The 21576-nt window shown below is 53.1% G+C and carries 17 protein-coding genes; 11 read left to right on the forward strand and 6 right to left on the reverse strand.

Annotation, left to right across the window (positions count from 1 at the left end; genetic code table 11):
- The first annotated feature begins 42 nt into the window (after nt 1–42).
- Nucleotides 43–1980: a tetratricopeptide repeat protein gene (locus tag BLX24_RS13210; protein WP_083421958.1), complete on the forward strand. Its 1938-nt coding sequence runs from the start codon at nt 43–45 to the stop codon at nt 1978–1980.
- Between the two features lie 161 nt (nt 1981–2141).
- Here the strand turns inward: BLX24_RS13210 and BLX24_RS13215 are convergent, their stop codons facing one another.
- The 3 genes from BLX24_RS13215 to BLX24_RS13225 all read right to left on the reverse strand — a co-directional run bounded on the left by BLX24_RS13215 (nt 2142) and on the right by BLX24_RS13225 (nt 7216).
- Nucleotides 2142–4637, reverse strand: coding sequence for a glycosyltransferase family protein (locus tag BLX24_RS13215; protein WP_071503633.1), 2496 nt, complete (start codon nt 4635–4637; stop codon nt 2142–2144).
- Nucleotides 4638–4850: 213 nt separating this feature from the next.
- A complete protein-coding gene (locus tag BLX24_RS13220; protein ID WP_071503634.1) occupies nt 4851–5459 on the reverse strand; it encodes a gluconate 2-dehydrogenase subunit 3 family protein in 609 nt (202 codons plus the stop codon).
- Between the two features lie 5 nt (nt 5460–5464).
- Nucleotides 5465–7216 carry a GMC oxidoreductase gene (locus BLX24_RS13225; protein WP_071503635.1) on the reverse strand — a complete coding sequence of 584 codons (1752 nt, stop codon included), beginning with the start codon at nt 7214–7216 and terminating at the stop codon, nt 5465–5467.
- A 311-nt stretch (nt 7217–7527) separates the two neighbouring features.
- Here BLX24_RS13225 and BLX24_RS13230 point away from each other — a divergent pair, with 311 nt between their 5' ends.
- The 3 genes from BLX24_RS13230 (at nt 7528) to BLX24_RS13240 (ending at nt 10617) form a co-directional block, all read left to right on the forward strand.
- Entirely contained in the window at nt 7528–9138 is a 1611-nt protein-coding gene (locus tag BLX24_RS13230) for a flavin monoamine oxidase family protein (protein WP_071503636.1), read from the forward strand.
- A 62-nt stretch (nt 9139–9200) separates the two neighbouring features.
- Nucleotides 9201–9566, forward strand: a complete 366-nt coding sequence (locus tag BLX24_RS13235; RefSeq protein WP_071503637.1) for a DUF1304 domain-containing protein — start codon at nt 9201–9203, stop codon at nt 9564–9566.
- 79 nt (nt 9567–9645) lie between these two features.
- Nucleotides 9646–10617, forward strand: a complete 972-nt coding sequence (locus BLX24_RS13240) for an L-threonylcarbamoyladenylate synthase (protein WP_071503638.1) — start codon at nt 9646–9648, stop codon at nt 10615–10617.
- Nucleotides 10618–10687: 70 nt separating this feature from the next.
- On the opposite strand, the gene BLX24_RS13245 is transcribed toward BLX24_RS13240, so the two are convergent.
- Nucleotides 10688–11578: a 1-aminocyclopropane-1-carboxylate deaminase/D-cysteine desulfhydrase gene (locus tag BLX24_RS13245; protein ID WP_071503639.1), complete on the reverse strand. Its 891-nt coding sequence runs from the start codon at nt 11576–11578 to the stop codon at nt 10688–10690.
- A gap of 88 nt (nt 11579–11666) precedes the next feature.
- On the opposite strand from BLX24_RS13245, the gene BLX24_RS13250 reads away from it, so the two are divergent.
- The 4 genes from BLX24_RS13250 to BLX24_RS13265 all read left to right on the forward strand — a co-directional run bounded on the left by BLX24_RS13250 (nt 11667) and on the right by BLX24_RS13265 (nt 16743).
- Complete coding sequence (locus BLX24_RS13250) at nt 11667–12707, forward strand: RluA family pseudouridine synthase (RefSeq protein WP_071503640.1); 1041 nt, start codon at nt 11667–11669, stop codon at nt 12705–12707.
- A gap of 79 nt (nt 12708–12786) precedes the next feature.
- Nucleotides 12787–13239 carry a GNAT family N-acetyltransferase gene (locus BLX24_RS13255; protein WP_071503641.1) on the forward strand — a complete coding sequence of 151 codons (453 nt, stop codon included), beginning with the start codon at nt 12787–12789 and terminating at the stop codon, nt 13237–13239.
- 189 nt (nt 13240–13428) lie between these two features.
- Entirely contained in the window at nt 13429–15639 is a 2211-nt protein-coding gene (locus tag BLX24_RS13260) for a biosynthetic peptidoglycan transglycosylase (protein WP_071503642.1), read from the forward strand.
- Between the two features lie 126 nt (nt 15640–15765).
- The gene (locus tag BLX24_RS13265; RefSeq protein WP_071503643.1) at nt 15766–16743 is read left to right on the forward strand and encodes a ComEA family DNA-binding protein; all 978 of its coding nucleotides are present in this window, start codon (nt 15766–15768) and stop codon (nt 16741–16743) included.
- 45 nt (nt 16744–16788) lie between these two features.
- Here BLX24_RS13265 and BLX24_RS13270 read toward each other — a convergent pair whose 3' ends face one another.
- Nucleotides 16789–17586 carry an LOG family protein gene (locus BLX24_RS13270; protein WP_071503644.1) on the reverse strand — a complete coding sequence of 266 codons (798 nt, stop codon included), beginning with the start codon at nt 17584–17586 and terminating at the stop codon, nt 16789–16791.
- 163 nt (nt 17587–17749) lie between these two features.
- On the opposite strand from BLX24_RS13270, the gene rpiB reads away from it, so the two are divergent.
- Nucleotides 17750–18184, forward strand: a complete 435-nt coding sequence (gene rpiB, locus BLX24_RS13275) for a ribose 5-phosphate isomerase B (protein ID WP_071503645.1) — start codon at nt 17750–17752, stop codon at nt 18182–18184.
- Between the two features lie 47 nt (nt 18185–18231).
- Here the strand turns inward: rpiB and BLX24_RS13280 are convergent, their stop codons facing one another.
- On the reverse strand, nt 18232–19641 hold the full coding sequence (locus BLX24_RS13280) for a hypothetical protein (RefSeq protein WP_071503646.1): 1410 nt from the start codon (nt 19639–19641) through the stop codon (nt 18232–18234).
- A gap of 229 nt (nt 19642–19870) precedes the next feature.
- Between BLX24_RS13280 and rbfA the strand changes: the two genes are divergently transcribed.
- Both rbfA and BLX24_RS13290 read left to right on the forward strand, forming a co-directional pair.
- The gene (gene rbfA / locus BLX24_RS13285; RefSeq protein WP_071503863.1) at nt 19871–20254 is read left to right on the forward strand and encodes a 30S ribosome-binding factor RbfA; all 384 of its coding nucleotides are present in this window, start codon (nt 19871–19873) and stop codon (nt 20252–20254) included.
- A gap of 69 nt (nt 20255–20323) precedes the next feature.
- Nucleotides 20324–21547 (forward strand): ABC transporter permease, encoded by a 1224-nt coding sequence (locus BLX24_RS13290; protein WP_071503647.1) that lies wholly within the window; start codon nt 20324–20326, stop codon nt 21545–21547.
- Nucleotides 21548–21576 lie beyond the last annotated feature (29 nt).

Consider the following 21576-nt stretch of genomic DNA (forward strand, 5'->3'; position numbering starts at 1 on the left):
GGAAATTGTAAATTAGCTCGCCTAACTTTACCATTTCGTAACATGGCCCAGCGTAAGCCGTCGAAAACATCTGTTCAACCCGAAAAACGAGCACAACCCGCCTCTGTTAAAACACCTTTACCTGTCACATTGCCCGAAAAAACCGCTGGTTTCGGCTATGTGTTGATGGGTGTACTGGCCGTCGCTGTCCTGGCGGCATTTTCTTTTGGTTTCAAAAATGACTTTGTCGATTGGGACGATATGGAATATGTGGTCGAAAATCCGCTGTTCCTGTACCCGGGCGTGTATGGCTGGGGGAGTCTATGGAAAACCGTTGTTGCCCTGAATTATCATCCGCTTACGGTAATCAGTCTGGCCCTGAACTACAAGCTGTTCGGGTCGGCGGCCACCTCGTTTATTATTACCAATGTACTGATTCACATTGCCAATACGCTGCTGATTTACCGGTTTGGGCAGCGGCTGCTCCAGACCGGACCGCTGCCCAAACTAGCTGAAACGCCCTGGGTTGCCTTTTTTACGGCCCTGATCTGGGGCATACACCCGATGCATGTTGAGTCGGTTATCTGGGTTTCGGAGCGGAAAGATGTATTGTATACGCTGTTTTTCCTGCTGGCCTGCCTGACCTACCTGCGCTACCGGCGCGAAAACGTCCGGACGTGGCTTTGGGTAACCCTTGGCCTGTTTACCCTGGCCTGTTTGTCGAAAGCGATGGCTGTGGTGTTGCCGCTGGTGCTGATCCTGATTGACTACTGGCAGGAGGGCAGCCATTCGCGCAAAGCCTTTTCTCCGGCAGCCCTCGCTGAAAAGATCCCGTTTTTCGGGTTGTCATTGCTTTTCGGCTGGATCGCTGTTGATGTGCAGAAAGGTGGTGATTTTTATGGCATGCTACAGATTCTGGAACAGAAAAGCGCCGTCAGCGCCCTGCCGTTTTCGTGGCGCTGGCTGGTATACGGCAGCTATGGTTTTGTCATGTACCTGGTCAGGCTGGTGTTACCGGTAGGTTTATCGGCCTTCTATCCGTACCCCGACCGTGTGGCGCTGGTGCCGGTTGAGGGCGTTTACTGGATCGGTCCTGTGGTATTTGCGGCGGCGCTCGGGCTGCTCGTTTGGGGGCTGCTTACCCAAAAACGTCTGCTGGTGTTCAGCCTTGGTTTTTTTCTGGTAACGATTATACTCGTTCTGCAATTCATGACCGTCGGTACGGCGATGATGGCTGACCGGTATAGCTACCTTCCCTATTTTGGTTTGCTGTTCGGTGGCATCGCGTTTCTGGCGAATGCATTGCTGGCGAATCCGTCAGGACAGACGCCGTTCCGGTTAATCGCCGGCGCGTTTGCCGTGGCGTGTTTCTATCTGACAACGCGGCAGGTAGCCGTCTGGCAGAATACTGAAACGCTTTGGACCCATGCCTTAACGGAGTATCCGGCCTGTGACCAGATTCATGAAGGGCTGGGGGATTACTACGGCAAACGAAATGAAATCGACAAGGCAATTGAACACTTTTCGGCGGCTTTAGCCGATGGCACAGAGCGCTTTCATGTCTATGAGGGATTGGGTAATGCCTATGGTCTGAAAGGGGAGCTGGACAAGGCCATTCCGATGTTCGACAAGGCCATCAGCATGAACGGGAGCCGGAGCGATTTGTTCTACAACCGTGGGATCACCATCATGCGTGCGCGTCCGGAAGAGGCGGTGCTGAACTTCGACAAAGCCATGCAGCTTGATCCGGCCAATGATACCCTGATCCGACCGAACCGTGCTTATGCGCTACTGCTGGCCAAACGGTATCCGGAGTCGATTGCCGAGTACAACACCGTGCTTCAGGCGAAACCAGCTGATGCGACGGCCTGGCACAACCGGGGTGTCTGTCGTTTCAATACCGGTGACCGGGTAGGGGCCATTGCCGACATCCGCAAAGCCATTGCCCTTAAACCGGATTACGCCGAAGCCCGGTCAAATCTTCAGGCGATTAACCCGTAGGGGCGACCCCACGTGGTCGCCCAGATTACGGTTACGGTCGCCCAGATTGGAATTAACAAAATGCATTTAGGGCGACCATGCGGTGATAGGGCGACCACGTGGTGATAGGGCGACCATGCGGTGATAGGGCGACCATGCGGGGTCGCCCGTACAGGTCCCGGTTAAGGTTTTTTCAGGCCGACGAATGCGGCAAAGCCGAGGAACAGGATTAATACAGCGTTGATCACCAGATCCAGGGTGTCGCCAAGGCGCACAACCGGCGGATCGAAATGGAAGTTGATCGTGTGTTTGCCAGCCGGAATCCGCATGGCCCGCAGTGTGTAATCGGCCCGGACGTGCGGCACTTCCTTGCCATCGATGGTTACCTTCCAGTCACTGTCGCCACGGTAGTAGATTTCAGAAAATACCGCAAAGCGTTCGCCCGGCGCATTGCTTTCGTAGGTCAGGTTATCCGGAATATACTTCGTTAGCTGAATCGTACCGGTTGTGTCGAGCGAGGCCGGTAAGCCCGTCAGCTGACTGGCAAAACGCTTGTCGACAACGGCCGTTGTGCGTGGATTAAACAACTGAATGGCCGCGATTTCGTCGTCGGCGTTGGCAACCTGCTGTACCGACTTAACAAACCAGGCATTGCCCAGCGCTTCGGGGTTCAGCTGCGCAACCGGTGCACCGCCCTGACCCGTCGAATCCATGCTTTGCTGAATGATGTATTTGGCGTTCAGCATGTTCAGGACGGCCAGCGTATTTTTCGGGAATACATACTCAATCAGATCCTGGTACCGGTGCAGTTTGGCCGCGTGATACCCACCAATTGATTTGTGGAAGTACGACACCCGGTTGCTGTTCATGAAGTCACCGGCCTGCTCCCAGACACGGTAGTTCAGCGATTTGTCCTGCAAAATCTGCTGATCGGCCGGAGTCGGCTCAAACTGAACGTTAACTTCTGATTTTGAAATAAAGTCCTGATTGTTGAGGTAGCGTTTGTCTACGGCGAACAGGTCAATTACCACCAGGGCCAGAATGACCGGGTAAAAGATAACCGGTTTCAGTTTGTTGGTTGCAAACAGGAACAGGGCACCGGCTGCCAGCGCAATAAAGATAAACGAGCGGAACGCATCGCTGCGTAGTACACTAAGCCGGTCCTGCGCCAGCGCATTGATAAATTCACCGGCTGCCTGCCCGAAATACTGCTCCAGAAACGCCTGATCGGTTGCTTTACGGAAGCTAAAGAACGTGCCGCCCAATACAGCCAGAATCAGCGCCAGACCGCCGGTTGCGATAAAGCTGATCATTAATGGTTTACGCAGCTGAGCAAAGGTTGGCTTCTGATCAACCAGCGCCTGGATACCAAGAGCTGCTCCGGCGGCGATGAACAACTGCACCAGGTTGAGCGCCATCGTCACGGCCCGGAACTTGTTGAAATAAGGCAGCAGGTCGAAGAATAACCCGTTGATAAACATCAGATTTTTACCGCAGGCAATGATCAGCATCAACACCGTTGAGGCCAGCAGGTACCACTTAATCCGGTTTTCGGAAAAGACCATGCCCAGGATAAACAGGAACACCAGCACCGCACCGGCATAGGCCGGCCCGCCGTTGATCGGCATATCGCCCCAATAAACCGGTGCACCCAGTTCGGCAAATTGTTTGGCCGCCGACGGATCGACGCCCCGGTTAACCATGGCATTGTAAAATGCCGATGACTGATCCAGACCACCGTTCGACGCACCGCCGTAGACGTTCGGAATCAGGAGCGTCAGGATTTCCGGCAGTTCGTAGCTGTACGAAAAGGCATAGGTTTCGTCGAGACCATTCTGAGGGGCTGCCTTGGCCGTTGCCTGCCCCGGTTTTCCTTGTGCGGTTGTTTTTGCGGTTAATTCGGTGCCGCCCCGGATCGATTCTTTTGAATATTGGTTCAGCACCAGCAAACGCTTACTGAAGCTGCCGGCACCGATGCCGCCGGCCACCAGCAAGACGGCGAGTGCGATGCCAAGCTGTTTGCCTTTGCCGCTCCGGATCAGATGGATGCCTTCCAGCAGCACATAGATGCCGATGGTCATGAAGAGGTAATACGTAATCTGCACGTGGTTGGCACCAATCTCCAGACACATAAACAAGGCCGTCAGCGCACCGCCGACAATGTATTTGCCGCGCATGGTAAGAATGATACCGGCCAGAATACCAGGCGCATAGGCCAGGGCCATTACTTTTGAAACGTGGCCCGCGTCGAGGCTGATGAAGATATAGGAGCCCATAGCATAGGCGGCCCCGCCCAGAGCAGACGCCCAGCGGTTGATGCCTATCACCTGAAGCAGAATATAGGTAACCAGCATACAGACAAAAATCAGCGCCACTGAGCTGGGCAGAACGCTCAGCACCGCACTGACGGTGTTGCCGACAAACGTATTCGGATAATCAAATGCGAGCATGTAGGCGGGCATACCGCTGAAAACGGCATCGGTCCACAAAGGAAATTCTCCGGTCCGGGCTTTAAAATTGCGCAGCTCCATGGTTGCTGCACTGCCTTGCCGGACATCATTCATCTGTAGTTCTTTTCCCTGCCAGGCCGGTAGAAAATAAATGGATGTCAATAGCAAAAAGCCCAGCACCACGATCAGATGCGGGCGGATACGCTGAAAAAACGAGGGTTGGTTCATAGAAGAATTTAGCAGTTACAGCAAAGATAGGATTTAAAGAGTGAAAGAGCGAAAGAGGTAAAGAGGGAAAGAGTGCGGCAACAGTATGGCACATGGCGTTTTAAGGAGTGAACGAATAGCTGCCACGCTGTTAAAAAGAGAAAGAGTGAAAAAGCGGTAAGCAACCGGATGGTGCCGCTCTTTCACTCTCTCACTCTTTCTCTCTTTGACCAATTAGTAGCTCAGGCCGTACTGCTTCAGGACATCATCCGGAACGCCCTGCCAGTCGTTTGGCGTGTTGCCCACGTAGCCAAGGTCCTTGATGCCTATCTGGCTTGTGAAGAAACCGGCGGCCGTAAAGTTACGCATCATGCTGAAGAACGAAACGCCCTGCGTCATGTCTTTGGAGGCCTGCTCCGGATACGCAATTTTGTCAACGATCTGAATCTGCTGCGCTTTCGTGCACTGTACAAACGGCTTGCCGAACATGGCCACACATTTGTTGTCCAGCCACCGGATACCACCGCGCATCGGCGTCTGGTTACGGGGCTGATCCTTCATCATGAACTCAATGAAAGCCGGTACACCTGCCTGCGAGGCGCTGCCCGACCGCTCATCGGCCGGAATGATGATATCGCACAGAACCGTGACGGTCTGTAGCTCATGCGGCGTGAAAAACTTTTCTGCCTTCAGTTTGGCGTCGCGCTCGGCTTCGAACGGTTGCCGGCCACCCGGAATGACTGGCTTTTTCTCCGGCGGCGCGGGAACAGCGGCTTCAACGGGTTCGACCGCCAGGCCAAAACCCGCGAGGGATATTGCTTTAAGGGTGTCTCTGCGTTTCATGCTGCTTACAGGTTTTTCTTTTTCACTTGATCAAACAGGTATTCCGACGTCCGCCATGACGACGCGAGGATCGTCCAGGTAACGTTTTTATCGCCTTGCGACGGGAACGCAGCGGCATCAACCACAAACAGGTTTTTCACGTCGTGGGCCTGCTGGTATTTATTGAGCGCCGATGTTTTCGGGTCGTTCCCCATCCGCACGGTACCAACCTCGTGGATGATCTTACCAGGGGCTTCGAGACCATAGCCGTGGTTGCTTTCCGGGCCTGGTTTCGAACCGAGGGCAATCCCACCCAGGGCGTGAATGATCTCTTCGAACGTATCCTGCATGTGTTTGGCTTGCTTCACTTCGTAGTCAGACCACTTGTAGTTGAAGCGCAGGGTCGGGATACCGTATTTATCAACGTTGTTCGGGTCGATTTCGCAGTAGTTGCTTTCGAGCGGGACAGGCTCACCGCGACCGGCCATACCGATATAGGCACCGTAGAAACGGCGGTAATCGTCTTTCAGGCCGGCACCGTAGCCGCCGGCCGCCTTTTTCTGACCATTGCGGCCCGGAATCCGGCCGTTGAGGTTTTCAATGCCGCCACCGAAACCGTAACCCGGCATACCCATACCTCCACCGTACTCGATGTGGTAGCCGCGCGGGAAATCCAGTTTTTTGTTGTCGAGCCACCACGGTGTGAAGACGTGCATACCGCCGACACCGTCTTCGTTGTAGCGCTTACGGTCCATCAGGGCCGGAATGAAGGCCGACCGTGAGGCACCGGTTGAGTCATTCAGGTATTTACCAATCACACCGCTGCTGTTGGCAAGCCCGTTCGGGAACCGCGATGATTTAGAGTTCAGGAGCAGACGGGCCGTTTCGCACGTACTGGCAGCCAGCATCACCGTTTTAGCGCGTACTGTTTTCTCCTGCATCGAGATGGTATCCACGTAGCTGACACCCGTTGCCAGACCGGTATTCGGGTCGGTCAGTACTTCGCGTACCATGGCATGGTTGATCAGCGACAGGTTGCCGGTTTTCATCGCAGGGATACATAATACCGACGACGACGAGAAGTCGGCGTAGGCCTGACAGGCACGGCCGCACTGGGCGCAGTAGAAACACTGGCCACGGTCTTTGTTGATCGGTTTCGTCAGGATCGACAGACGCGACGGAATCACCGGAATGCCGATGCTGGTGGCTGCTTTTTTGAGCATCAGCTCGTGCAGACGCGGCTTCGGAGGAGGCAGGAAAAAGCCGTCGGGTTCGTTGCGGATGCCTTCTTTTGACCCGAAAATACCCACGAGTTTGTCAACCGCATCGTAGTATGGGCTGATGTCTTCGTAGCTGATCGGCCAGTCTTCGCCAACACCTGTCAGGCTCCGGCGTTTGAAATCGTCCGGCCCGAAACGAAGCGAAATCCGGCCCCAGTGGTTGGTCCGGCCACCCAGCATCCGCGACCGGAACCAGAAGAATTCCGTGCCTTTGGCTGCTGTGTATGGCTCGCCCTCGATGTCCCAGCCGCCCCAGGCTGCATCGAAATCACCGAACGGCCGTGTGGTGCCCGCTCCACGGCGCGGCGATTCATAGGGCCACTTCAGCTGGGTAATATACTTAGGGTCAGCAGGATCGAAATAACCCCCTGCTTCCAGCAACACGACTTTAGCGCCCGCTTTGGTAAGCTGGTAAGCGGCCATACCGCCACCGGCACCCGACCCAACGATGGCAACATCGTAAACGGTAGGCGCTTCTTTGATCTGGAATGTATTCATTAACGAAAGGTTTGAGTAAACGAATTGTCAGCCTGCCGGATGTATCCATTAAGCAGATGAACGTCGAAAAAACGACGCGAACATAGCTTATACTATTTATAAAGCAAAAATTATACGCTTTTTAACGGTTACGTAAGAAATGATGAAAAAGACTATTGAAAATACGCTCCGCAGAGGCGAAAAAGTGTACACATTTTTTGCCGGGAATAAGGATAAAAAATAATGAAAAAATAAAATAAACAGATACGATAATACGACTGTGTTAATTTAACTAATTGATATAGATTTGATCGGAGAAACAATGTACACCTATGTCTACCTCTAAAACCCCCTTAATGGCTTTTCTGCGGCAAGCCTGGAACCTGGCCCATGCCGCCAACAAACCGGATGCCCTCCCGACCGATGAACTGATTGATCAGCTGAAAGAGGTCAGGAGCCGGCGTGCGTTTCTGCGTTCTTCGGGACAAGTGGCACTGATGGCCGGTGGGCTCAGTGCGGTAAATGCCTGCCGTACGCCGCTTGAGCCGGTAAACCCTGCGCAAACAGGTGCCGGCCGGACCGGCACCAATACGCCGGTTGTAGCCATTGTCGGAGGTGGTATCGCCGGTTTGATGGCAGCGCATACCTTTACGAAAAAAGGCTTTACCAATTTCACGATTTACGAGGCCTCTGCCAGAACCGGCGGCCGGATGTTTACCGCAAAAAACATCATGGCACCCGGCCTGACAACCGAGCTTGGCGGTGAGTTTATTGACAGCGGCCATCAGGATATGCTGAATCTGGCGCAGGAATTCGGCCTGACGCTGCTCGACACACAGGCACCTTCTGAGCTAACGCTGATTAAGGATGCTTATTACTTTAATGGCCGTATGTATTCGCTGGCCGACGTGGTCGCGGCCTTCCGGACCATTGCCCTGCGGATGGAGGCCGATATCAATAGCCTGCCTGATACCATTGACTATACAACAACGGGCATCGCCCGGCAGCTTGACCAGCTGTCGGTTTCGGCCTACCTGTCGCGGATCGGAGCATCGGGGCTCATCAAGGAATTACTGGAAATAGCTTATGAAACGGAATACGGCCTTTCGCCGGATCAGCAGTCGTGCATTAACCTGCTGTTTCTGATCTCGACCGATACCCGCGGCGGGAAGTTTGATATTTTCGGGGACAGTGATGAACGGTATAAGATTGCAGGCGGCAACCAGCAGATTACGGATCGATTAACCAGACTATATCAGGATTCGATAGAGACGGGGTGTGTTCTGCAGGCCATTAACCAGGCGGGCAGTAAGATTGAGCTGCGGTTTGCCAATGCGCCAGCCGTCCGGGCCGATTTTGTACTCCTGACCTTACCGTTTACCAAACTCCGGCAGGTGGATATTAATGTATCGTTGCCGTCGGTGAAAAAGAATTCAATCAATAACCTGGGCTACGGTACCAACGCTAAGTTGATGATGGGCTTTTCGGGCCGTCCGTGGCGGAATCTGGGTTATTCGGGCTACGTTTTCTCCGATAACGGCCTTCAGTCGGGCTGGGACAACAGCCAGTTGCAGGGTGGGGCTAATGGCGGCTATACGGTTTATCTGGGTGGTTCACGCGGCGCTCAGCTCGGTAACGGCTCCGAACAGGCCAAAATGATCCAGTACCTGCCACTGCTGAATCAGATTTTTCCGGGTTCGCTGCTGCGCTATAACGGGAATGTGGAGCGCTTCCACTGGCCCACTCATCCATACACACTCGGCAGTTATGCCTGTTATAAAACCGGCCAGTGGACCAGTATCGGCGGGGCCGAGACCGAACCGGCCGGTCAGCTGTTTTTTGCCGGTGAGCACTGTAGCGCCGATTACCAGGGATACATGAATGGCGGGGCTGAAACCGGCCGTCGGGCTGCGCGCGCCATCTGGCAATTAATCCGGGCCTGAAGCAAGTTGGTTGGTTGCAGGAAACATGTAACTTGCAGCCAACCTTTAACACGCTTATCTGTATGCTGTACCTTGCTAAAATCCTTGTCGGGTTGGTTGCTGTCGAACATGTCTACATTCTGTGGCTTGAAATGTTTGCCTGGACCACCCGTGGCCCGAAAACGTTCCGTTCGTTACCCAAACACATTTTTGAACCTACTAAAGTGCTGGCGGCTAATCAGGGCCTGTACAATGGCTTTCTGGCAGCCGGCCTGATCTGGTCATTGCTCATTAGTGATCCGGTCTGGTCGGCCAATGTGGCTTACTTTTTTCTTGGATGCGTGGTAGTGGCCGGAATATACTGTGCATTAACAGCTCAGAAGTCCATCTTTTTTGTGCAGGCATTACCGGCCATACTTGCCTTGCTGGCGGTTTGGGCAGCTCATTAAGGAAATCAATCAGGCAGAATTGCGCGGGCGTATTGCCGGAATCATACGTGGAGACGGCTGATGTGCGTATCTTTGCGCTATGGCCCGAATTGGTACTGATATTGAGCTCGCTAAAGAGCTTTTGGAGAAAGGAGAAGTAGTAGCGATTCCAACCGAGACTGTGTATGGTCTGGCTGGCAACGCCTTGAATGAAGATGCCGTTCTCACCATCTTTGAGGTAAAAAAGCGCCCTGCGTTTGATCCCCTGATTATGCACGTTGCTTCGCTGGAGCAACTCGCCGCCTACGTTGAAACGATCCCGGAGCCGGCCCTGCGTCTGGCAGATGCTTTCTGGCCGGGACCGCTGACTATTTTATTACCCAGGAAAAAAATCATACCCGATCTGGTTACGTCGGGTTTACCAACGGTGGCGGTGCGTATACCCAATCACCCGCTGACGTTGCGTTTGCTGGAAAGCCTGGCTTTTCCGCTGGCCGCTCCGAGCGCCAATCCGTTCGGCTACATCAGCCCGACAACCGCTCAGCACGTTGCCGATCAGCTGGGCAGCCAGATTCCCTATATCCTCGATGGCGGGGCCTGCGGAATCGGTCTGGAGTCGACCATTGTCGGATTTGAGGACAATGAACCGGTGATTTACCGGCTGGGCGGCATGTCTGTCGAGCAGATTGAAAAGGTAGTCGGAAAGGCAACCGTGCGGAGTCATTCCTCTTCTAATCCGAAAGCGCCGGGTATGCTGAGCAGCCATTATGCCCCGCGCAAACCGCTGGTTTTGTTACCGACGCATTATGCCAGTGACGGGTCGCGTCTGTCGCTGGAAGGCCTCCGTGATGTGGGTGCACTGGCGTTTAAGCAACCTCTGCCGGGCATTCTGCCCGAAAACCAGCGTATCCTGTCGCCGACCGGTAATATGGCCGAAGCGGCAAAGAATCTGTTTGCCTACCTGCGCGAGCTCGACGGGCTCAATATAGAGATGATTTATGCTGAAATATTGCCCGACGATGGTCTGGGGCGTGCTATCAACGACCGCCTCAACCGCGCGGCGGCCAGATGATGGTTTGTCCTTCTGTTGCCGGAAAGTTCAGAACTTTCCGGCAACAGAAGGACGGTTGAACCACAAAAAACTAAAAATTCCTCCCCTGCAATCCGCCGGTATGGACGGCGACGACCGTGGCGTCGGGCGGGAAAAAGCCCTTTCGGGCGAGGTCGTAGAGAGCATACAGCATTTTGCCGGTATAGACCTGCTCAAACAAAATGCCCGTGCGCGATTCAACGGCGCGGATGAAGTCCAGCAGTACAGGGGTGGTGCGGGCATAGCCGCCGAAATGATACTCATACAGCAGTTCGGCCGCAGAGGGCGCGGGCATCGCGAACGCGCCGGTCGATTTGAGCGCCAGAACGCCCAATACACGCGTTTGCGGCAGAGCAGCCAGGGCCATGCCGGTTACCGTACCGCCGGTACCAACCGCACTCATGACGGCCTCAGGAGCATAGCCTAGTTGTGCTGTAATTTCCGGTATGATTTCGGCCGTACCGCGCATGGCGAGCGCATTTGTGCCACCTTCCGGAATAAGATAAAAATCGCCGTAGGCGGCCCTCAGGCCGTCAATAAACGATTCGTCTTCTTTTTGCCGGTACGCTTCCCGGCCCACAAAGTGCAGGCGCATGCCGCATGACTGACAAAAGCGGAGTGTCGGGTTCTGGTCGGGCCGCAGTTCATCCCCCCTGACAATGCCGATGGTCCGGAAACCAGCCAGTTTTCCTGCAGCTGCCGTTGCGGCCAGATGGTTTGAAAACGCACCGCCAAAGGTAAGCAGCGCCGTATGGCCCTGCCGTTGCGCTTCGGCCAGGTTGTATTTGAGCTTGCGCCATTTGTTACCCGAAACCTGCGGGTGAATCAGGTCGTCGCGCTTGAGATAAAGCCGGACAGGCACCGGCTCCGGAAACGGGTCATGGAGCCGTTCGAGCGGGGTGTCGTTGCTAAAATGGTCGGGCAACTGCCTGAGTTCGTCCATAAAACCGTAATTTTACCGCTAATTAACAATCAATGTGTGGCTTCGGCTGCACGTGTAAGACGGAATCGTATTCCGTTCTACCAATTTTATGACAGAGCATATTGACGATTTCTCAGAAGAGGAAGAAGACGACTTATACGAACATCACCGGGTTGTCGTAGATAAAGGCCAGTCTCTGGTCCGGATCGACCGGTTTCTGATGGACCGGTTGCCCAATGCAACCCGTACCAAAATTCAGGCGGCTATTGATGCCGAATCGGTAAGGGTAAACGGCAAGCTGACCAAAGCCAGTTACCGGATTAAGCCCGACGACGTGATCACGGTTTCGTTGCCCCATCCGCCGCGTGATACGGAGGTTTTACCGGAGAATATTCCGATCAACATTGTTTTTGAGGACGATGACTTGCTGGTACTCAACAAACCGGCCGGTATGGTGGTGCACCCTGCCCACGGAAACTGGGACGGTACCCTGGTGAATGCGCTGGTATATCACTTTCAGAACCTGCCGACCTCGCGCAACGGCGTAATCCGTCCGGGGCTGGTGCACCGGATCGACAAAGATACGTCGGGGCTTATGGTGATTGCCAAAACCGAGTTTGCCATGACGCATCTGGCCCGGCAATTTTACGAACATACCATTGAACGAACGTATCAGGCCCTGGTATGGGGCGTACCGAAGGCATCTGAGGGAACCATTACGGGCTATATCGGCCGTAGTGTCAAAGACCGGAAGGTTCAGACGATTTACGACGACGAAACGAAAGGGAAGTGGTCGGTAACGCATTATAAAGTGCTGGAGACGCTCCAGTTTGTGTCGTTAATTCAGTGTAATCTGGAGACCGGCCGGACGCACCAGATCCGGGCGCACATGCGGCATATCGGCCATCCGCTGTTCAACGATGCTATGTATGGCGGCGACCGGATTCTGCGCGGCAGCGTCAACGGCTCGTTTAAAGCGTTTGTCGAAAATGCGTTTGCGCTGGTACCGCGTCAGGCGCTGCACGCCAAATCGCTGGGCTTCACTCATCCGAAAACACGGGAGTGGATGCAGTTTGATTCTGATTTACCGGCTGATTTTACGGCTGCTCTCGAAAAATGGCGGAAACTGTACGCTTCTGCCCAGCATTAGTTCGGTCTGCTCGCAGGATTCAGCTATTTTTGCAGCTTTTAATAAACGTCACTAACCCTAAAAAACAGCCTTTTAGCGTATGATTTCAATTCGTCCCGGCGTCATAGAAGATATGCCTCAGGTATTTGAACTGGTTATGGAGCTTGCCGTCTATGAGCTCGCTGCCGATCAGGTATCAAATTCACTGGAGCAGATGGTATTAGATGGTTTTGGCCCTCAGCCGTTGTTTCAGCTGTTGGTTGCCGAAGATTCCGAAGCCAATAAAATCGTTGGCATCGCCTTATATTATTTCCGCTATTCGACCTGGAAAGGCAAGCGGCTGTATCTGGAAGATATTATCGTTACCGAAAGCCACCGTGGATATGGCATTGGTAAAATGCTGCTTGATGCTACCATCAAAAAAGCACGTGAACTGAATTGTACCGGTATGATGTGGCAGGTCCTTGACTGGAATGAGCCTGCCATCGGTTTCTACAAACAATTCGGTACCCGCTTCGATGATGGCTGGACAAACTGCCACCTGGACTTTTAAATCAAAGAGTGAAAGAGCGATTGAGCGGCCCCCGCGCGGTGAAAGAACGAAAGCCTGGATGAGTTGGGGAGCGTGTTATTTCCCGCAGCGTCCGAACTTCTTTCGCTCTTTCGCTCATTAGCCGCTTAAGCGGCCGCTCTTTCGCTCTTTGTTCCCTATCTTTGCACCATCGCAATTGTAAGCCATAGAATGACGGATCGTCAACGAAAAGTACTGCGCATAGTCGGCTGGACCCTGTTGGGGCTGTTTTTGTTAGGAAGTGTGGGCGTCGGTATTGCCTATTCTAAGCGGGAAAGTCTGTTGCAGGTGGTTTTAGAAAGAGCTGTCAAAAAAGCAAAACGGGATTATGATCTGGACGTAAAAATCGGATCGGCACGGTTTACCGGTTTATCGTCCGTTGCCTTTACGGGTATTTCGGTGGTTCCGGCAGAACGGGACAGCCTTGCCCGCATCAACAAGGTAGAGGTGGGGCTGAGCTTGTGGCCGCTGCTGTTAGGTAAGGTGGCCTTGTCGCACCTCGATCTGGAAAACGGCATGGTGCAGGTCATTCGCCGGGATTCACTGACCAACATTGATTTTATTCTGCACCGCCGCAAACGGGATTCCACCGAAACCAGCACGGATCGCCGCGCCGATTTGTCGGATGTGGCCGAAAACCTGATTGATCAGGTGTTGTCGAAAATTCCGAGCGACATGAATGTCCGGAATCTGGCTTTCCGTCTCACCGATAACGAAAAACGTATTTCGCTGCTGACCGAAGCTGCCGTAATTGATAATGAAGATGTTACGTCGACGTTGCGGCTGAATGGCAATGAAGCGACCTGGCACGTGACCGGTACGGCCGACCCTGGCAGCCGGGAATATGATCTGGCACTTTATGCCGATGGCAAGCCGCTGGAACTGAAATACCTCGAAGAAAAATTTAACCTGAAAGTACAGGCCGATACGGTGCGGGCGGAGCTGAAAGATGTCGACCGGTCGGGTGGCGAATTTCATATGGAAGGCAAGGGGTCGGTACGCAACCTGCGTGTCAACCATCCGGCCATTGCCCGCACGGACGTACTGGTGCCGAGCGCTGCCATGGATGCCAATGTGTTTGTCGGGGAAAATTACGTGGGCGTCGACAGTTCATCGGTTATTTATCTGGGGGAGGTCAGTGCACGGCCGTTTGTGAAGTACACCATCTATCCGACGAAAGTGTATGACCTTCAGCTGCATACGGATGAACTGAACGCGCAGTCGTTGTTTAACTCGTTTCCGCAGGGCCTGTTTGAGTCGCTCGAAGGCATGCAGGTGTCGGGTAAACTGAAGTATGATCTGGCCTTACACCTTGATGCGGAGCAGCCCGATTCGGTAAAGTTCGATGCCGGCCTGACCCCGATTGACTTTAAGATTCTGCAAATGGGTGCGGTGGACTTCCGCCGGATCAATAATTCGTTTGTCTATACACCCTACGAAAAAGACAAGCCGGTCCGTGATATCATCATCGGGCCCGAAAATCCGGACTTTGTGCCGCTAACGGGTATTTCCGACAATCTGAAAAATGCGGTACTGACGTCTGAAGACTTTAACTTCTTCACCCATAAGGGCTTTAACGAAAAGGCCTTCCGCGTATCGATTGCGACGAATTTCAAAACGAAAAAATTCAAGCGCGGGGCCAGTACCATTTCCATGCAGCTGGTGAAAAACGCCTTCCTGAACCGCAATAAAACACTGTCGCGTAAGGTTGAAGAAATTCTGATCGTTTGGTTGATTGAAAACCAGGGGCTGGTATCGAAGGAGCGCATGTATGAAGTATACCTGAACTTTATCGAGTGGGGTAAAAACATTTATGGCATTGGCGAAGCATCCCGGTATTATTTCGGTAAGCACCCGTCTGAACTGGACCTGGGCGAAAGTATTTTCCTTGCCTTTGTGATTCCAAGTCCGAAGCGGGCCCTGAACTGGTTCCAGCCGGATGGCTCGCTACAGGTGCGCAACGTCCGGGGGTATTTCCGGATTATCGGTAAGATTATGGCTCGCCGTGGTCTGACGGAGCCGGATAGCGGAGCCTATGGATTCTATAGTGTGCGGCTCCGTGAAGGCTTACGCCGTCAGATTATGCCGGCCGACAGTGCCGGCCTCGACAGCCTGATGACCGATCCGACGGATGAGGGCGGAGGCCTCGACGGTTTCTTTAAACGGCTCTTCAACGGCGACCGTGACAAGGATGGCAACGACGAAAATGCCAAACCGAAAGAAACGGTTCAGCCAGCCCAGGAAGAGGCTAACGTACCGCTGGCACCGGCTGCCGATACCGTTAAAACACGCCGTCAGCTCCGGCAGGAACGCCGCGAACGAAAACGCCGCGAACGGGATGAACGCAAAAATGCCGATCCGACATCAGGAATTCTGAACTGATATTCTGTTCATACCTTCGAACCTCCCGGAGGTTTTTCAACTCCCCGACGGTTTAAAACCGTCGGGGAGTTTGCTTTTGCCCATTACCAAACCGGTTTTCCCGCGTCCTACCATAAAAAACGAAGTATGTGGTCGGGATTCAGGGATTATTTCGGACTATCTAACCGGCAGGCACGCGGCGCATTGGTACTGATCCTGCTGGCTGTTTCATTTCTGCTCATTACGTTTCTGTATCGCTTCCGGGAGCCGGAGCCATTGCCGGATACAACGGCGGCTGACCAGCGTAAACTGGATAGTCTGGTGGCGCTGATGGAACACGATGATAAAGAGGCAGCGGCCTCGAGGCTGCATCGTGACGGAGAGAGCGGCAATCAGATGCACAGTGACCCTCCCGCACGCCGGATGCCGCTCCATGCCTTTGACCCCAATCGGGCCAGTGTGGCAGAATGGCAGGCGCTGGGTGTACCGCGCTGGCTGGCGGAGCGGATTGAGAAATACCGGAGCCGGGGCGGGCAGTTCAGGCAGAAAGAAGACGTGCAGAAGATATACGATTTTCCGCCGGCGCTGTATCAGGAGCTTGAACCATACATGACACTTCCGGAACGATCTGCCGCGCCGGAACACTATGCGGCCAACCGGCCTTTTTCTGCCGAATCGGGTAAGCGCTTTGAGAGCAGCAGCCGTCCCGAACGGACAAAACCACTACCGGTGCAGCCGTTCGATATCAATACTGCCGATACCCTCCAGCTGGCGGCTCTGAAAGGCATTGGTAACAAGCTGGCCAACCGGATTATCAAGTTCAGAGATGCCCTCGGCGGGTTTGTGTCGACGGAGCAGTTTGGCGATATTTATGGGCTGGATTCGCTGGCACTGGCAGAACTCAGAAACGTTGGCCATATCCGGTCGGCGCCGAAGAAAATCAACATCAACACGGCATCGGCCGAAGAACTGGACCGGCATGTGTATCTGTCGCGCCGTCAGGCGGAGATCATTGTCAGATACCGGGAGCAGCACGGGGCTTTTACGTCGCCGGAGTCATTGAAACCAATCCGTGTTCTGGATGTCCGGACGATTGAGCGGCTAACCCCTTATCTGGCCTTCTGATCACAAAAACGGCGCTCTGACAAGGTCAAAAGCGCCGTTCTGTGATTAGAAGTTTGGTTTCAGTAAGTACTTATGGTAGAAATCGTCGATGACTTTAACCGCCTCCGTAGGGGTATCTACCAGATTGATCAGCTTCATATCTTCCGGATTGATATTATGTTCCTGACCGAGCATCACGGTTTCAATCCAGTCGATGAGCCCCTGCCAGTAGGACCGGCCCACGAGCACGATCGGGAAACGGGCAATTTTCTTGGTCTGGATCAGCGTAATGGCTTCAAACAGTTCATCGAGCGTACCCATACCACCCGGCATCACGATGAAGCCCTGGGCGTATTTAACGAACATGACCTTGCGGACAAAAAAGAAATCAAAGTTGATACTCTTATCCGGATCAATGTAGATGTTGCTGGATTGTTCGAACGGCAGTTTAATGTTGAGGCCAACTGATTTACCACCTTGCTCGAAGGCCCCTTTATTCCCGGCCTCCATGATCCCCGGACCGCCGCCCGTGATAACGCCATAGCCGTGCCGTACGAGCTTAGCCGCGATTTCTTCCGCCATTTTGTAGTACGGGTTGTCAGCCTTGGTACGGGCCGAACCAAAAATCGACACGCAGGGACCAATTTTCGCCAGTTTGTCGAATCCTTCCACGAATTCGGCCATCACCTTAAAAATTACCCAGGAATCGGCACTTTTTATCTCATTCCAGTCACGGTCCTGAAAGGCTTCCTTAATGCGCTGTTCGTCGGGGGTAAGCAGTAATTCATCACGTTCCGGCAGTTGCTGCGAAATTTCTTTTGTGGTCTGTGTTTCAGAACGGTACACATTTTCTTTAGATTCCATAGTTGTTGGATTTAGTGTAGCGAAGAGCTGTCCGGAAGCCGGTCATCCTTCTGCTTTTGAACGATTGTCTAAGTCCCCTGTTCTTTACTTTTCTGAAAGAGGGGAATGTAATAACGTATTTTTATCGGAAATTTGTTCGCTAAACAATAGAAATACCGACAATATGGATATACGGATTGCGATTGGCTCAGACCACGCCGGTTTTCTCTATAAAGAGGCTATTAAAAACTGGTTGCAGGAACAAGGGTATCAGGTAGAGGATTTCGGCACCTATTCAGCCGATTCGGCCGATTATGCCGATTTTGCCCATCCGGTGGCGAATGCGGTTGAGTCAGGTAGTGCCCAATGGGGGGTATTGGTCTGTGGCAGCGGTCAGGGAGTAGCGATGACGGCCAACAAACATCAGGGTATCCGGGCGGCGCTGGTGTGGAGTCCGGAGCTGGCCCCGCTCAGCCGTCAGCACAACAACGCCAATGTGATTTGTGTGCCGGAGCGTTTTGTGTCACTCGAAACCGCTATCGAAAGTGTGCGTTTGTTTCTGGCGACGGAATTCGAAGGTGGCCGCCACGAACGCCGTGTTGCGAAAATGAGCTGTTAGCCTGTAGAGCCGCAAGCTCTTGCGGCTCTGCATATACCAACCTTGATTTACTTCCGTTGATAAACGCCGGCCATGCCGGTTTTTTTATAGCGTGCACCAAGGGCCGGCGCGCGCTGGAAAAGTTTTTCAACTACATCGGCGCGGTCGATGATGTAGGCTGGCGGATCCTGCCGGAAATGGTTGTAGACATTAATCACCGCGTCGTAATTATCGAGGTTTTTAAGGTCATACTGAGCCAGATTCCAGTTCAGGTAAGGCGTTGCGGGGCGATTATCGTAGTAGGCACTCAGATCGTCGCCGATAACCAGAATTTTCTGATTTTTAATCCCCCCCGGCAAGGGCGATGGTTTAACTTGTAAGCTTGTCAGGCGTCCTGCATCAATGCCGGGCAGGAGTTGAAGGCCACCCTGATAAAAGACAAACATCATGGCCCCGAAAACACCCGTAAACAGGATTTCGGCCAGCCACGCTTTCCGCATGTTCTGGAAATAAAGTACCGCAAAAAAAGCCATCGGCGGCACAAAACTCAGGAACATCATCGGCGCCAGATAAGGCATCAGAATGATGGTCAGGACCGCCCCGAAAAACCATAACAGCATGATCTGCTGGCAGCGTTGCTGGAAATTGACATACCGGTTGTTGGTATTAAACAAGCTGAAAAAACCTAAAACTCCCATCGTCAACGGCAGAAACAACGACGTCAGCAGCGACTGAAAATCTGAGAGGTCATACTGCCGGACACGAAACACAGACGATAAGAGGTTGCGGTTAAAATCGTCGAGGCTATCGGTCAGGTAATAGAAAAAGACCGTTGCCGCCACCGGAAAGGCAAAACCAAACAGCAGCAGGGAGTGCTGCCTGAACGTAGCTCCCGTGAAAAATAAAAGCGAAAGGGCGGCCCAGAAGACGAAAATCGTTGAGGGCAAATAGCAGAGTGCGGCCAGTCCGATGTAAATGCCCACTTCAAACACTTCATCAGTGGCCCCTTGCCGGTCCATTTGTTTGATCAGTGTGCCAAAAGCCAGGAGCAAAAAACTGGTGGAAAGCAGTACCGGTGATAAGGTCAGGCAATCGAACGAGAGGTGTAGAAACAGGGCATAGATAAGGCCGGGCCAGAAACTGCGGTCCGGAAATACATCCCGGCTGTTCATGACATAGTTGAAGTAGCCGATCTGAAAAATGGCGATGAGCGTGGCCGCCACATGATAAGCCCCCTGCGAGCGCCCGAAAATAGTATCAATAAACCAGTAGATCAGCGCCGAGAGCGGGCTGACACTGTCCCAGATGTCGCGATATAGCAAATACCCCTGACTCATCTGCTCTCCGACGAGCATCCAGTTCAGTTCCGGAATGAGTAGCGGCAACGGTTTCAAAACAAACGGAAGCCGCATGGCAAACAATAACACCAGCAGGCTAACGTATTGATAAGGAGCGTACGAACGAAAAAAGCTAAGCAAAGCCAGTTAGCAGTTATGCGTGAAGCGCCGGGGGGGCAGACCGTATACTGGTTTGTCATTTTACCCCGACTGTCATGCGAATTTACGCTAGTTTACGGCAGAATAAAAAAAGGTACGGATATTTGCAGTATCATTAGGCAAACTACCGGCAGGGAATCGTCTGCCGGCCGCAGCGGAACTATTGTCAGAGCAGCGGGTTATACAACAGACCCTGATGAATGAATTGAAAATGGAATCGAAACGACAACAAAAAGTAGCACGGCAATTGCAGAAAGACCTGAGTGAAATCTTTCAGCGTGATTTGTCGCATATGTTTACCCCCGGGGCTTTTATTACCGTGACCAGTGTCCGCGTCTCGCCGGACCTGAGCGTGGCACGGGTGTATCTGAGCTTCCTGGCCGTGAAGGATAAAGAAGGATTGCTGGATACGATCCGTGAAAAAAGCAAAACCGTTCGTCAGCATCTGGGTGAGCGCGTGCGTCACCAGCTGCGGATTGTCCCTGATCTGACGTTTTTCCTCGATGATACGGCCGAGTATGCCGAGAAAATGGAAAAACTCTTTGCCGGCCTCGACATCCCGCCGGCCGATCCGGATGATGACGATGATGAGTAGGCATGTCGCACCGGAGTGGCTGCCTCTAAGTTCTTGTACGGCCATTCCGGTGGCAATCACACACAAACCATGAATCTTCCCTTCTGGATTGCCAAACGTTATTTCTTTACCCGGAAAAAACGGAGTTTTATCAGCTGGTTGTCGGTACTGTCGATGCTGGGCGTAGGCGTCGGTACGATGGCGCTGGTGATTGTGTTGTCGGTTTTTAACGGGATGGAGGAACTAAACCGTTCTATCTTTAAAACCTTTGAAGCCGATCTGACCGTTACGCCGAAAGCCGGCAAGCGGTTTACGGCGTCGCCCGCTCTCTGGGCGACGATGCGCAAGACACCGGGACTGGAGCTGATTACCCCCGTTATTCAGGACAATGCGCTGGCCCGTTATGCCGGCCGGCAAACGGTTGTGCGGGTGAAAGGCGTTGATAATTCATACCTGAAGCGTCGTCAGCTGGATTCGGTGCTGGTCGAAGGCCGTTTTTACCTGCTGCGTAACGGGGTTAACTATGCCATTGTAGGCGACGGCATCCGGCGGGATCTGGGCGTTTCACCCGAGGATATTCTGACGCCGCTGGAGTTGTGGTATCCCAATGCAAAGCCCGGACAAAAGACCCTGAATCTGATGTCTGAAAATGCCTTTAACCAGCAATACCTGAATGTATCAGGTGTGTTTTTCATCGAAGCGCAGTACGATAACTACGTCATTGCACCGATCGGGGTTACCCGTGAGCTGGTAGGGTATGGCCCTGATGAGATCAGCCGCGTTGAAATTCAGCTTAAAGACACGGTTGACGAAGAAGAGGCTAAACTCACCCTGCAGGATGTGCTGGGGGATACCTTTCTGGTTCAGACCCGCGACGACCTGAATAAAGACCTTTTCCGGGCTATCCGGATCGAAAAGCTGTTTGTCACCCTGACACTGGCATTTATCATCCTGATTGCATCGGTTAATATCTTCTTCTCGCTGTCGATGCTGGTAATCGAAAAGCAGGAAAATATTAAAACACTCTTTGCGATGGGGGCTACACGTCAGCTGGTACGGCGCATTTTCCTCGCCGAAGGCGTGATCGTGGCCATGACCGGTGCCGTGACGGGGCTGCTGCTTGGTCTGCTGATCTGCTATTTGCAGGAGCAGTTTGGCTTCGTAAAATTTGGTACGCAGCAAACCGTCATTGACGCCTATCCGGTAAAAATTGAATGGGGAGATATCGCCGTAACCGGCATTGTTGTTACGGTGTTTACCATCCTGACCTCATGGTTTCCTGCCCAGCGCGCAGCCAATATCAAGTTCAGATAAAGAGCGGGCTAACGCCTGTCTATAGGCGG

The sequence above is a fragment of the Arsenicibacter rosenii genome, assembly GCF_001870735.1.
Classification (GTDB): Bacteria; Bacteroidota; Bacteroidia; order Cytophagales; family Spirosomataceae; genus Arsenicibacter; species Arsenicibacter rosenii.